General features: G+C 67.4%; 13 protein-coding genes. 5 read left to right on the top strand and 8 right to left on the bottom strand.

Going from position 1 to position 12,068, the window contains the following annotated elements:
• Position 1: 1 nt before the first annotated feature.
• Complete coding sequence (locus tag ABZW11_RS15750; RefSeq protein ID WP_355417230.1) at positions 2-499, bottom strand: sigma-70 family RNA polymerase sigma factor; 498 nt, start codon at positions 497-499, stop codon at positions 2-4.
• A 289-nt stretch (positions 500-788) separates the two neighbouring features.
• Here ABZW11_RS15750 and ABZW11_RS15745 point away from each other — a divergent pair, with 289 nt between their 5' ends.
• Positions 789-1,850, top strand: a complete 1,062-nt coding sequence (locus ABZW11_RS15745; RefSeq protein WP_355417071.1) for a ThiF family adenylyltransferase — start codon at positions 789-791, stop codon at positions 1,848-1,850.
• A gap of 65 nt (positions 1,851-1,915) precedes the next feature.
• Positions 1,916-2,041 (top strand): hypothetical protein, encoded by a 126-nt coding sequence (locus ABZW11_RS15740; protein WP_355417068.1) that lies wholly within the window; start codon positions 1,916-1,918, stop codon positions 2,039-2,041.
• Between the two features lie 53 nt (positions 2,042-2,094).
• Here the strand turns inward: ABZW11_RS15740 and ABZW11_RS15735 are convergent, their stop codons facing one another.
• From ABZW11_RS15735 to ABZW11_RS15720, 4 genes are read right to left on the bottom strand one after another with little or no spacing between them, the layout of a single operon-like run.
• Positions 2,095-3,336 carry a hypothetical protein gene (locus tag ABZW11_RS15735; protein ID WP_355417065.1) on the bottom strand — a complete coding sequence of 414 codons (1,242 nt, stop codon included), beginning with the start codon at positions 3,334-3,336 and terminating at the stop codon, positions 2,095-2,097.
• 53 nt (positions 3,337-3,389) lie between these two features.
• Positions 3,390-3,812 carry an NUDIX domain-containing protein gene (locus ABZW11_RS15730; RefSeq protein ID WP_355417062.1) on the bottom strand — a complete coding sequence of 141 codons (423 nt, stop codon included), beginning with the start codon at positions 3,810-3,812 and terminating at the stop codon, positions 3,390-3,392.
• Positions 3,739-4,821, bottom strand: a complete 1,083-nt coding sequence (locus ABZW11_RS15725; protein ID WP_355417059.1) for a sulfotransferase — start codon at positions 4,819-4,821, stop codon at positions 3,739-3,741. The genes ABZW11_RS15730 and ABZW11_RS15725 overlap by 74 nt, the downstream gene beginning before the upstream one ends.
• On the bottom strand, positions 4,818-5,573 hold the full coding sequence (locus ABZW11_RS15720; RefSeq protein ID WP_355417056.1) for a hypothetical protein: 756 nt from the start codon (positions 5,571-5,573) through the stop codon (positions 4,818-4,820). Before ABZW11_RS15720 ends, ABZW11_RS15725 begins: the two co-directional genes overlap by 4 nt.
• A gap of 332 nt (positions 5,574-5,905) precedes the next feature.
• Between ABZW11_RS15720 and ABZW11_RS15715 the strand changes: the two genes are divergently transcribed.
• Positions 5,906-6,637: a class I SAM-dependent methyltransferase gene (locus ABZW11_RS15715; protein ID WP_355417053.1), complete on the top strand. Its 732-nt coding sequence runs from the start codon at positions 5,906-5,908 to the stop codon at positions 6,635-6,637.
• Here the strand turns inward: ABZW11_RS15715 and ABZW11_RS15710 are convergent.
• Positions 6,619-7,302 (bottom strand): HIT family protein, encoded by a 684-nt coding sequence (locus tag ABZW11_RS15710; RefSeq protein WP_355417050.1) that lies wholly within the window; start codon positions 7,300-7,302, stop codon positions 6,619-6,621. The genes ABZW11_RS15715 and ABZW11_RS15710 overlap by 19 nt on opposite strands.
• A 331-nt stretch (positions 7,303-7,633) precedes the next feature.
• Positions 7,634-8,911, bottom strand: coding sequence for a hypothetical protein (locus tag ABZW11_RS15705; protein WP_355417047.1), 1,278 nt, complete (start codon positions 8,909-8,911; stop codon positions 7,634-7,636).
• Between the two features lie 207 nt (positions 8,912-9,118).
• Between ABZW11_RS15705 and ABZW11_RS15700 the strand changes: the two genes are divergently transcribed.
• Complete coding sequence (locus ABZW11_RS15700; RefSeq protein WP_355417044.1) at positions 9,119-9,733, top strand: hypothetical protein; 615 nt, start codon at positions 9,119-9,121, stop codon at positions 9,731-9,733.
• Positions 9,734-9,895: 162 nt separating this feature from the next.
• On the top strand, positions 9,896-11,341 hold the full coding sequence (locus tag ABZW11_RS15695) for a M28 family peptidase (protein ID WP_355417041.1): 1,446 nt from the start codon (positions 9,896-9,898) through the stop codon (positions 11,339-11,341).
• A gap of 41 nt (positions 11,342-11,382) precedes the next feature.
• Here the strand turns inward: ABZW11_RS15695 and ABZW11_RS15690 are convergent, their stop codons facing one another.
• Positions 11,383-11,982 (bottom strand): PA domain-containing protein, encoded by a 600-nt coding sequence (locus ABZW11_RS15690; RefSeq protein WP_355417038.1) that lies wholly within the window; start codon positions 11,980-11,982, stop codon positions 11,383-11,385.
• Between the last annotated feature and the right edge of the window lie 86 nt (positions 11,983-12,068).

Below are 12,068 nucleotides of genomic sequence, written 5' to 3'. Positions count from 1 at the left end.
GTCACGGCAGCGTCACCCCCCTTTCCTCCAGCGCGACCCGTAAGGCGCGCATGGCGTAGTACACGCGGGACTTCACCGTGCCGACGGGCACGCCGATCGTCTCCGCCGCCTCCTGGAGTGTGCGATCCAGGAGGAACGTCTCGGTGAGCACCTGCCGGTGCGCCGGGGAGAGCGACATCATCGCGTCGGTCACGACGATCTCGCGCAGCAGCTGTTCGTCCTCGGCGGCCACGGGCTGGGCACGGTCGGAAAGGTCTTCGACGGTGTCGAGGGGGCGGGCGCTGTTGCGGCGCCGGTCGTCGATGACGACGCGCCGCGCGACGGTCGCGAGCCAGGGCATCAGCGAGCCGGATTCCGTGCGCAGGTCGTGGAGGTTGCGCCAGGCTCGTACGAGCGTCTCCTGGACGACGTCCTCGGCCCAGCGGCGATCGCCGCCCGTCAGCCTGATGGCGAAGGCCAGCAGGGGGGCGCCGTATTCGCGATAGAGGGCTCGGACCATGGCCTCGTCCGTTACGCGGTGATTCACCACGGGCGGGCTCCTCGCGCTGCGGATATCATGAAATGCCGCACTCGGTACGCTGATATTGGGAAATATCACTCTAGCGACGGCGCGCAGCGCGGGTTGGGCTTTTTGCGAACCTCGCCGCATAACTAGATTATTCCGCTAAATCGTGCTTCAGTCCCCTGGAGACTCGCCAGGCCGCGCCTACCTGACCGCGTACCGCCGCCTCGACCTCGGGCAGCTCGCGACCTTGACCCTGTAGCCGGCCGCTGACCACGATCGGGGCATGCGCTTTCCCCGCGTCAAGCCCGAGCACGCCCCGCAGCGGCTCGGCGACGGGACCATCCGGCTCGGCGGGGCGATGTTCGGCCTGGCCACGGAGATCCACGACACCGACGGCCGCGCCTGGTCGGCCTTGACGCTCATGGACGGCACCCGCGCACCCGCCGAGATCGCCGCCGAGCTGCGCGCCGGCTTCGCCACGCTCACCCAGGAGGAGGCCGACGAGCTGGTGGCCGCGCTGCTGGCCTCGGGCCACGTGGAGGAGACCGCGCCGGGCCCCTGCGACGAGCTGAGCGAACGGGAGAAGGAGCGCTACAGCCGCAGCCGCGACTACTTCCGCTGGGTGGACCTCACCCCGCGCGACCACGGCTGGGAGCCGCAGGTCAGGCTCAAGTCCGCGCGCGTGCTGGTGATCGGCCTCGGCGGTACGGGCACCCACGCCGCCTGGTCGCTGGCCGCCTCAGGCGTGGGCCGGCTGCACCTGGTGGACCCCGACGTCGTCGAGCTGTCGAACCTCAACCGGCAGGTCCTCTACACCGAGCCGGACGTCGGCCGCCCGAAGGCGGAGGCGGCGGTGGAGCGGCTGCGCCGGGTCAACTCCGGCATCTCGGTCACCGGCGAACCGCTCACGGTGGACGGCCCCGACGCGCTGGCCCGCCTGATCGACGGCTTCGACGTGCTGGCCCTCTGCGCCGACCGGCCCGGCGAGCCGGACGGCATCAGGACGTGGGCCAACCGGGCCTGCGCGCGGGCGGGCATCCCGTGGGTGACGGGCGGCTACAACGGGCCGCTGGTCAGCGTGGGCGTCTTCGGGCCTGGCGGGCCGTGTTTCGCGTGCGTACGGGCCGGTATCCCGCCACAGCCCGGCGACGGCTACGCCTGGCCCGGCGTCACCGGCATGTCGGCCGGGCTGTCGGGCCAGCTCGTGGCGTACGACGTGGTGCAACTGCTGACCGGCCTGTCGGTCACCCCGCCCGGCTACTTCCACGGCCTGTCATTGCTCGATCCGGATACGCATGTTTTTGCGCGATATCCCACCCGCAGCGGGTGTAATTTCTGTTATTAAGGAGGATGCGAAGGGAATCATACCGTTACCCCACTGTTTTCCTGACTTGCCCGGTAAGGAGTGCCATGAGCAACCCCCCTGCCCCGCAGAATCAGCAGGAGCGGAAGGCCCCCACCACGATCACCATCCGCCGCCTGACCAAGGCCGAGACCCCGGGCGTGCTCCACCCCAGCCACGGCAACTCCAACTGATCCCGGCAGAGCCTGCTCACGGTTGCGGCAGGACACCGATGTCGTGACCATGCTCATCGATGCGGCGTCGGCCTGTGGTACTTCGCCCGCCTCACCTGGACTTCGAATCTCGCGGCGAGAATGAGCAGGACTTCAGCCAGCAGATTGGGCGCGAGCTCACCGACGGAGCGGTTCGGGCTGTTCAGCCACTCGACCAGCGATCCCACCGCGATGGCCACGAGCAGGAAGTACGTGAGCACCGCGATGAGCCGGCTCGACAGCACGCGGGACACCGCGGACACCGTGCGGACGACGACGTGTGGCAGGGGTTGCCTGAAGTTGAAGTCCAGAATCTCGTCGATCGCCTGCCAGATGCACGCATAGGTGCGAGTGGAGAGATGCCTCCCCGACGCCTCGTACTTGAACCCGGCCGGAGATGAGACCGCTTCAGCCAGTTCGAGCATTTTCCGCTGGATCGCGAATCCATTGAACCTGGTCAAGGGAAACAGCTTCGCGCACGACTGGACCAGGTAGATCTGCCAGGGAACCCGGACATAATCCTGTTCTCCGTACCGGGTGTACTCATGGTTCGCCTCCGAGTGCCCGTTGAAGGCGGGGGCGAGCGCGGAGAACATCTCCTTCCAGGCGCCCTGCAGCTGCTTCCGTTCCGCGTCGAGATCGTAAGTAGTGAGCACCAGAAGCACGAAACAGCGGATGAAGGGGTTGTCGCCGTTCTTCAGGTATTCACGGAGATAACGCCAGTCCTCAGGCCTGATGGGCAGGTTGTTCGCCGCCATGCAGCGCACCGCGTGCGCTGTGGCCAGCGGATCCGGCTCTCCCCCTTCGTCGCCCACCGCGTAGCCCGCCGGGTCGGCCCGCGCGCCGTCGAGAGCCGCTCGCACCAGATCCAACGCCTCGGACCGCAGCGCCACCACCGGGCTCACATACGAGAGCGCGTAACCGATGTCAGCCATCCGGAACACATCGGTCTTCTGCAAGCGGATACGCCGTCCGACCAGATCGCGATACACGGCCGGGCTTACAGTGGCTCGTTCCACCTGGCTGCGGTTGGCCACGTAGTAGATCAACTTGGCCACCTGCTCCTGCGTGGCGGGGTCCGCGGTGGCACGACGAGCCAGCATGTGAATGGTGGCCGCGGTCCCGTAGAGGCCGCGCTGGTCGTAGTCAGGGTGATCGAGATACTGACCCGATGCCAGGGCACGGTCCGGCAGCCGGCCGGCCTCCTGTCGTAAACGCAACTCGATGCGCCGCTTCATCTCCGACTGAGCAACCTTGAGGATCTGACGCGTCAGCACCTACATCATCCCTGGTCCACGCGCTTGCACGCCTCATTCAGGTGTACGGGTCTTCACAGGCTCGCCAGGACTGTTTCGATGGCGTCCCTGGCACTGGGAATGAGATTGAGGCCGAGAACCTCTTCTCGCTCGAACCAGCCGTACTTCTCGATGAAGTCCTGCTTGTCGTTCCCGCTCATGTCCACACGGTCGTCGCTGGCTGTGCACAGCCGTGCGACGGCGACGACGGTCGGGGTCTGCTCCCCGTCGAGTTGCCATGACCAGAGAGCCAGAGGGCGCCCGGGACGCACTTCCAGCCCTACTTCCTCGCGTATCTCGCGGACGAGCGCCTCATCGGGGGACTGATCGCTGGTCTTCATCCGTCCGCCTGGCAACTCCCATCGCCCAGGTTGATGAGGGTCCTCACCGCTCTTTTTGATCAGGAGCAGTCTTCCCTGCCACTCGATCACGGCTTTCTGCGCGAACTGCACGCACATCCGATCCTCCCAGCATCGCTTGCGAACTCATGGTTCTCAGACCTTCCAGGAACTGGAGTCTTCTGAGGTGCACCGCCTCTGCCTCCGGATCACGGGACACCGCCATCGCGGCACGCATCTCGCGATCACGAATGAGCGCGTCGTTTTCCTCGTGGGCGCTGATGACCGTCGGCGCAGTAACACGCTCGGGGAGATAGCCGAACATGGACATGATCTCGTAGTCGATGCCCTCGACGGCCGTCAACAGCTTGATATCGGATGACCTCTTATATGCGGAAACACGGTCGCGCCTGATCGGCCGGTTGAGATTGTTCCACAGCTCGGAGAGCGATGCAGCGTGGTGCGCTTCTTCCCTACGATGAAATTCGAGTGCGACAGCCGACCACCGCAACCCCAAGCTGTCGCACAACGGACTCAGAGCAGTCTTCGGGTCGGCTACGAGATCTTCATATCGCACGGTGAACCAGCAGTCCTCACGGATTGCACTGCGTGCCGCGATGGCTGCCTTCTGGTCACGTAACCACCGTAAAGCGATCGCTCGCGGATCTTTCGGGCCGATGGGCGCCTTGGCGAACGAGTGAGCCACGTCCCGTGGATCCCGTACGAGATGCACCCAGATCATCGGCAGATCCGTGGCGACTATCTGATCGAAGAAGTGCGCATTCTCCAAGCATTTGCTCACCCAGATGTCCTTGTGCAGAGATCGGGCATGGGCGTCATAGAATGCCAACACAGCATGCGCAAGCGTCGATCCCTGTAATTCCGCCAGGACGATACGACTTCGGTCCTCGAGATGCGGCCACGTGAGAGCGTTCAACTCGACCAGCGTGGCCATGTCGTCGACCAGGAGCTTGCTGTTCAACGGCGAACCGTACCGAGGCAGCAGCCCTTGCAGGTCCCGCAACTTGTGCGCTGACGGAGGGGCGAAGACACCCGGAAGAGAGCCCAGCACCAGGCGGAGCAGATTGGACCCCGAGCGCTGGGTTCCGACAATCTGAACTCGCTTCATGACGGGTTCCTCCTCGCTTGCGCGAGGACTCCGCGGAGGATGTCGGCGGCCACCTCGGGAAGCAGCGGGTTGAGATAGATTCCCAGCCCCAACTCCATGCCACCTGGCCGTTTGAGAGTCCTCTCGTCCTTGTGCAGCGGGACGAGCTCGACGCGCAGGTGGTGGGACCTGTCTCCCTTCGGCGCCTGCATCACGTTGAGCAGGTAGGGAGGCATCTGGTCTCCATAGGTCGACCGGCACAATCGCAGGCCGGTGTGCACGCAGCCGGCCAGGGCCGCGATCTCCTCAGCGCTCAGTGACGCGAGGTCCGGCCGATGGGCCACCGGAGCGATGATCATCTCGAACGGCAGCCTGGACCACGAAGGCACCTGGACGAAGGCGAGTTCGGTGGCCATCACCGCGAGCTCTCGCCTGGAGACGCAGTCACAAACGGCACACGGAGCGGCGGCTTGCGTCAAGGTCAGACGCCTCGGAACGAAGGGCAACCCGATGAGTTGCCCGTGTGGATGCGCCACCGTCGGCCCGAAGTGGTCCCCCACCGATTCGAAGGCGAACACGGCCTGCACCGAGGGGTGCCCGAAAAGGCAGGAGCTCGCCTGGGAGATCGCCTCCAGGAACCCTCGCGTGACTGCGGGCGGCAGGTCGGCCAGCCTCCGGGAATGAGAGTCTCCGTAGACGATCACCCAGTGCCGCTGCTCTTGCTCGGGAGAGCCCGACCCTGCCGTGCCAATCATCGGATGCTTGCTCGGCACCAGCCGAACGCCACCCTCAGTCCCTACTCCGTCCGCGTTACGACAGAACGGACACGCAGTATGGGGGGCGCCGTTGGCCCGAATATCGGCTTGGGGTGCCAAGTTCTGCCGGCCTGGCACGCGGAAGACCCACTCCAGTTCAACTGGGCTCCACGTCGCCGTGGGGTCGCTGGACATGCAACGTCCTGAGCATTTATAGCCAAAGGCCATACTAGTGAAATCTGGGACAATGTGTTTCTTTTTGCAGTGTAGCAGCAGATCAGCACCTGTAAAGCGACTTTAGATTCTCGGTGTATCTCGCTTGCGCATACCATGTCTTGGTAAGGTCAGCTATGACTCAGCTGACCAGGGGCTCAGCGGCCGACATAAAGGACACCAACCCCAATCGCGCATCAAACGGTACGCCATCCTCCTTGGCCGCCGAGGTCGATCAGAGGCGCCTGTGGAATGAGCACCATCGAAAATACTGGCACAGCGAAGAGCGCTCCACTCCGACACCGCTCGCCCACCTTCTCGCCGCTCAGCTGAGTCCTGGCCGACGAATACTCGAACTGGGGTGTGGCAGTGGAAGAGACGCCGTACACCTGCAGAGTCTCGGGCACACGGTCACAGCGTCGGACTTCTCGGAGTTCGCCGTCCGCGAGAATGTGCACGCGTGGCGGACATCCGGAGTGCGCTTTCTCATCCAGGACCTGCGCACACCTCTGGCCTTCCCCGTAGGTGCTTTCGACGCCGTCTACGCACGGCTCTCGTTGCACTACTTTTCGGACAGTGTCACTCGCGACATCTTCCGCGAGGTACATCGCGTCCTGCGCCCTGGCGGCCTGATCCTTTTCAGCTGCAGGTCGATCGATGATCCATTGTACGGCCAAGGTGAAAAACTGGGTCCACAGCTCTATCGAAGCGGTGGACAGGTCAGGCATTTCTTCAGCGAGTGGTATACGCGACAGGTTCTGTCCGCCGGCCCGCGATTCACGATCGACGACCTGAGCAGGCGCGATGAGCTCATCTACAGCGAGCGCTCCAGCATCGTCCAGTGCCTCGCTCATCGAGGGGAAGGATGACCGAGGAGCTTGGTCCTCGCGCTGAGTAGCCGCTCGCGCACCGCCAGGGTGTCGGCCCAGCGAACGGCGTCACGCCAGTTCCACACAGCTTCGCGCTCGGTCTCCCGTGCGACGAGACGTCGGAGGTATTGCGTGGCACAGACGGGGGCGTGTGCTCCGTGGACCGGCCCGGGCTCCCGGCCGAACATCACATAAGCGCGGCCGGCCAAGCCATCAAGGGCATCCCCATAACCCGTGAAAGCCTGAATTTCCGGATAATCGCGAGCGACGTGTGGCAACAGGTCGATGTCGCCGGGCAGCAGATGCAGATGGGCGTGATCGATGCACGCGCCGGCATGCCGCCCGCGACTTTCCGCCCCATGCTCGAAGTACGTGAATCGTCCGTACGCCTCGCGCATCCTCAGTTCGGCCTCCCGCTTCGCTGCATATAGCTCGTCACGTTCGATTTCCGGCAGGCTCGCAAGCGCAGTTATGTGACGATCCGGAATGATGAGCAGATGCCCTTCCACGAGCGGCGCGGTATCGAGAACGACCAGAAAGGAGCCGTTCTCGCAGATGACCTCATTGCCGGTGTCAGCAGGAAACAAATGGCTCCATACCGGCGAGCGCCCATCGACCGCGAGGACGCAGAAGGGACACTCAAGAGTCCGGCCAAAAATGCTCATGTGACACCACCCGAATCCGGAAATGTCTGGCCCGTCCCACTACCGATAGTCCTACTTTTCCTGATACGGGGAATTAATCACGGAAAACAGTAGCAAGATCGCTATTTTATGGTGGCGGCCGGGTGAAACACCTTCGAATCACTGCGCCGAACGGGACACGCGGTCGAGCCATGACGGGAACGCAGCCGGGCGGCCTCGTGGTCACCGCCCGTCCACTCGCTGATGCGTGATCGGTGCCGGGCTATGCGCCGCCGCTTAGTGACGCGAGCCGAGGATGGTCTTGGGGTCGTGGGCGGCGCTCGTGGCCTCCTGGCGGTTCGCGCTGAACTCCTCAGCCATGCGGCCCCTCCTTGATGTCCTCGTAGGCGCGCCAGTCGCGGTAGACGGTCTCGACGACGCGGGGGCCGGCGGCCCGGCTCTCCATGCGCAGCCGCAGGCGTACCGGCAGCCCCGCGTCGTCCACCTGCACGGTGAACCGCACCGGGCCCTCGGCGCCGACGCCCGCGAACGACGCGGCGTTCTCCTCGCCCCGCACCCGGTGCGCGAGCGCGGAGCCGGTGAGCACGCGTCCGCCGCCCTCGGCGGGCCTGCTGGTCACGCCGGTTCCCGCCGCGTCGAGCAGCGCCTTGATCGTGTACGGCGAGCTCAGCTCCCGCACGCCGGGCGCCTGCTGCTGGGCGCACGGCTCGTTCGGCGGCCTGGCCGTGTCGAACGCCGCACCGCCCGCCACGCCCCTGCTCCCGACCAGCGAGACCGCGACGGGCGCGGGAGCGTTCCCGCAGGTCAGCTTCATCGCGTACGCCGTGGACGCGGCCCCGTCGAAGCTCAGCCGCCCCTCGGCCACGGTCACCCCGCTCACGTGCCGGAACGTGGCCGTGCGCGCACCCATCGCGTCGACCAGGTCGTCCGTGGCGGCACGCCGCTCGCCGCCGGACACCAGGATCACCACCCCGGCCGCCACCGCCACGGCGAGCACGCCGATCGCCAGCCCCGCGAGGTAGGCCCGCCGCCGCCACAACGGCTCAGGCGGCGGGGGCTCAGGATGCCGGACCCGCTCGTACGGCATCGTCCGCCGCTCGGCCGCCAGCAGCAGCTCGTGCACCGAGCCGCCACGACGCCGCCCAACATGCCGCCTGGGATGCCGCCCAGGGTGCCGCCCGGGATGCCCGAGCAGGATGCGGACCAGGTCCACGGCCGACGGGCGGGCACCCGGATCCGGGCGGCGGCACTCGTCGATGACCGCGCGCAACGCGGGCGGCAGCCGGTCGAGGTCGGCGCCGTCGTCCGGCAGCCGCCCCGTCGCCGCGAACACCACGACGCCCGCCCAGTCGCCGACGTCGTGCCCGGGGAACAAGCTGTCCCTGGGCCCCGGGGCGAAGATCGCCTCCCCCTGGGGTGAGATCAGCACGTTCGCCGGGCTGAGCCGCAGCCCCGCGATGCCGCCCAGGTGCAGGCGCGCCATCGTGGTGGCGGTGCCGAGGGCGAACAGGTAGAGCCACTCGCCCGTCAGCGGGCCCGCCGCCCTGACGACGGCGGCCAGAGGCTCGCCCATGCCGAGGTAATCGCGCGGCCGCAGAGCCAGGCCGTCGCTCCATGCATGAAATTCCATCGCCGTCCCCGTGGTGGCCGGTCAGCGTGGGCGGCACCGCCGGTGATCGCGTTCCGGCAGGTCATCGACGGGTGCCGCAGGTCCGACAGGTTGTACGCCGGCACCTCGCGACGGGTTCAACCCATGCCGAGCAGGTCTGGCGGGCTTGACCTTGACGCGACGTCAACGTGTCCCATGAGCGGGGAAACCGCCGGAGAAAGGAAGCACATGGTCAGAGCGGTGCTGCGGATCGTGGGGTTCGAGGTCAAGGGCCTGGCCGCCATCGCGGCGTGGATCGTGCGGCGGCGGCACGGGGTGCCGGACGGGGAGACGGCGCTCGCGTACGGCAAGGAGCAGGCGTTCATGCTGGGCCTGATGGGCTTCGCGATGGCGGTCGAGACCGTGGTCGTGGACCTGCTGCTGGCCGCGCTGGGCGTGCCCGCCTGGCTGCGGTACGGGGTGCTGATCGCCGACCTGTACGGCCTGCTGTACGTCCTCATGCTGGCCGCCGGCTGCGCCACCAGGCCACACGTGGTCACCGCCGATGAGCTGCGGGTCAGGTACAGCGTCTATCTCGATCTGCGGGTGCCCCGTGACCTGGTGGCGGGCGTACGGACCGGGCGGGCGTACCACCAGGGCGGCATGATCACGGTCGAGGGCGGGCGGCTGACCGTGGCGGTCTCCTCGCAGACGAACGTGACGGTCGAGCTGGCCGAGCCGGTCACCGTGGTCCGCCCGCTGGGCCGCCGCGCCGAGGTGACCTCGATCAGGTTCTTCGCCCAGGACCCCGAGGCGGCGGTGGCGGCGCTCAAACCCGGCATCACCACTCGTACAAACAGCTAGGCGAACCACCTTCGCGGCGTTACCGTCCATTCAGCACCATCTCGGGATCTTCCACCCTCGACCTCGGATGGAGGCGCCGCCTTGCTCTTATCTAGGCGTACGTCCTGGAAAACGAGATCACCCCTCATCGCGGCGATCGCAGCACTGTCCCTCATCACGGTGATGCCGGCCGGGCCGGCGCGGGCCGCCGCGCCGCCGGACATCTCCCTCACCAACGTCAAGGCCCACCTGTCGCAGCTCCAGTCCATCGCCACCGCCAACGGCGGCAACCGGGCGCACGGCAGGCCCGGCTACCTCGCCTCGGCCAACTACGTCAGGTCGCAGCTCGACGCGGCCGGCTACACCACCACCCTGCAGTCGTTCACCTACAACGGCGCGACCGGCTACAACGTCATCGCCGACTGGCCGGGCGGCGACCCGAACGACGTGCTCATGGTGGGCGCGCACCTCGACAGCGTCACCGCGGGGCCCGGCATCAACGACAACGGCTCGGGCAGCGCGGCCGTCCTGGAGACCGCGCTCGAAGTCTCCCGCCAGGCGCTGCAGCCGGCCAAGCACCTGCGCTTCGCCTGGTGGGGCGCGGAGGAGCTGGGGCTGCGCGGGTCGCGGTTCTACGTGAACAACCTGCCGGCCGCGGAACGCGCGCGGATCAAGGGGTACCTGAACTTCGACATGGTCGGCTCCTCCAACGCCGGATATTTCGTGTACGACGGCGACAACTCGGACGGGACGGGCGCCGGGCCGGGCCCCGCCGGGTCCGCTGCCCTGGAGCGCACCCTCCAGGACTACTTCACCTCCATCGGCGTGCAGACCCGCGGCACCGACTTCGACGGCCGCTCCGACTACGGGCCGTTCATCGCGGCGGGCATCCCGGCCGGTGGCACGTTCACCGGGGCCGAGGGCATCAAGTCCAGCGCGCAGGCCGCGCTGTGGGGCGGCACCGCGGGGCAGGCGTTCGACGTCTGCTACCACCGCTCCTGCGACACCACGGCCAACATCAACGACACCGCGCTGAACAGGAACGCCGACGCCATCGCCCACGCCGTGTGGACCCTCGCCACTGCCGTACCGCCGGTCGTGGTCTGGCAGGACACGTTCGAGACGGCCACGGGCTGGACGGCGGACCCGGACGGCACCGACACGGCCGGCACCGGGCTCTGGGAGCGCGGCGACCCGCAGGACACCACCTCAAGCGGCGCCAAGCAGCTCGGCACCACGGTCAGCGGCACGAACGACCTGGTGACCGGCCGCCTGGCCGGCCCGTCGGCGGGCGACCACGACATCGACGGCGGCGTCACCTCGATCCAGTCACCGCCGATCACGCTCCCCTCGGCAGGCCCCCTGAACCTGTCCTTCTCGTACTACTTGGCGCACGGCTCGAACGCCTCCAGCGCCGACTACCTGCGCGTCCGCGTCGTCGGCAGCACCACGACGACCGTGCTCAACCAGCCCGGCGCCGCCACCAACCGCAACGGCGCCTGGACCACCGCCACGGCGAGCCTGAACGCCTACACGGGCCAGACCGTTCGCATCCTCCTCGACGCCGCCGACGCCTCAGGCGCCTCCCTGGTCGAGGCCGGCGTGGACGACGTCACCATCACCCGCTGACCGCAGCCGGGGCGAGAGCGCCCTCGCCCCGGCGAAGCGGGCTACGGGGCAGTGCGTGGCGGGATGCCGCGCAGGTCGAAGGCGAAGCGGGCCGTCGAGTCCGCGATGGCGTCGGCGTTCACGTCGAACACCGTCGCGTTGACGTTCGCGAGGGTGTCGCACGCCTGGTGGTAGCACGGGTCGTACGGCGCGCCCGCCGTGCCGCCGAACATCGCCGCCTCCTCCGGCGTCTTGGTTCCCTCCGCGCCGGTGAAGATGCCGCCGGCCCGCCACTCGCCGAGGTCGAGCGGGGTCGAGTCGGTACGTCCAGGCTGGCCCTCGTTGAAGACGATGACCGCGGACGCGCCCGCGAAGCCCGCGTTGCGTACCTTCTGGGCGAACGGGCTGGTGCCGCGCTGGATGAGCGCGATGTTCCCCGCCACGAACCCGGCGAAGTCCGCCTCCTCGCAACCGCTGGTCGAGCTGGGCGCAGGGGTCGGTGGCAGGGTCAGGTCCACGCCCTGCACCTGCGCGGTGACGTCACCGGGCGGCGAGGGCTGGAAGGTGTGGAAGTCCTCCCCCGGCACGTACGACTTCGCGTCGGGCGAGACGCGGTCGAGCACCGCGGGGCCGTTCGCCGCCCCCGGACGGTAACCCGCCAACCGATCATCGTTAAGACCCATAAATCCGGACTTATCCGCCGCCAGCCGTGCCGCCCACAGCCCCCGCCACCGGCCGCGGGTGACGG

Origin of the sequence: Nonomuraea sp. NPDC004580, assembly GCF_040609855.1 — a bacterium.
Taxonomy (GTDB): Bacteria; Actinomycetota; Actinomycetes; order Streptosporangiales; family Streptosporangiaceae; genus Nonomuraea; species Nonomuraea salmonea.
Note: the sequence above shows the minus strand (reverse complement) of the source record. Positions and strands in the feature narration are given on the sequence as shown.

Excerpts from the sequence above, each read along its gene's own strand:
- ABZW11_RS15750 (WP_355417230.1), bottom strand. The coding sequence starts at position 499 with ATGGTCCGAGCCCTCTATCGCGAATACGGCGCCCCCCTGCTGGCCTTC.
- ABZW11_RS15745 (WP_355417071.1), top strand. The coding sequence starts at position 789 with ATGCGCTTTCCCCGCGTCAAGCCCGAGCACGCCCCGCAGCGGCTCGGC.
- ABZW11_RS15740 (WP_355417068.1), top strand. The coding sequence starts at position 1,916 with ATGAGCAACCCCCCTGCCCCGCAGAATCAGCAGGAGCGGAAGGCCCCC.
- ABZW11_RS15730 (WP_355417062.1), bottom strand. The coding sequence starts at position 3,812 with ATGTGCGTGCAGTTCGCGCAGAAAGCCGTGATCGAGTGGCAGGGAAGA.
- ABZW11_RS15725 (WP_355417059.1), bottom strand. The coding sequence starts at position 4,821 with ATGAAGCGAGTTCAGATTGTCGGAACCCAGCGCTCGGGGTCCAATCTG.
- ABZW11_RS15715 (WP_355417053.1), top strand. The coding sequence starts at position 5,906 with ATGACTCAGCTGACCAGGGGCTCAGCGGCCGACATAAAGGACACCAAC.
- ABZW11_RS15710 (WP_355417050.1), bottom strand. The coding sequence starts at position 7,302 with ATGAGCATTTTTGGCCGGACTCTTGAGTGTCCCTTCTGCGTCCTCGCG.
- ABZW11_RS15705 (WP_355417047.1), bottom strand. The coding sequence starts at position 8,911 with ATGGAATTTCATGCATGGAGCGACGGCCTGGCTCTGCGGCCGCGCGAT.
- ABZW11_RS15700 (WP_355417044.1), top strand. The coding sequence starts at position 9,119 with ATGGTCAGAGCGGTGCTGCGGATCGTGGGGTTCGAGGTCAAGGGCCTG.
- ABZW11_RS15695 (WP_355417041.1), top strand. The coding sequence starts at position 9,896 with ATGCCGGCCGGGCCGGCGCGGGCCGCCGCGCCGCCGGACATCTCCCTC.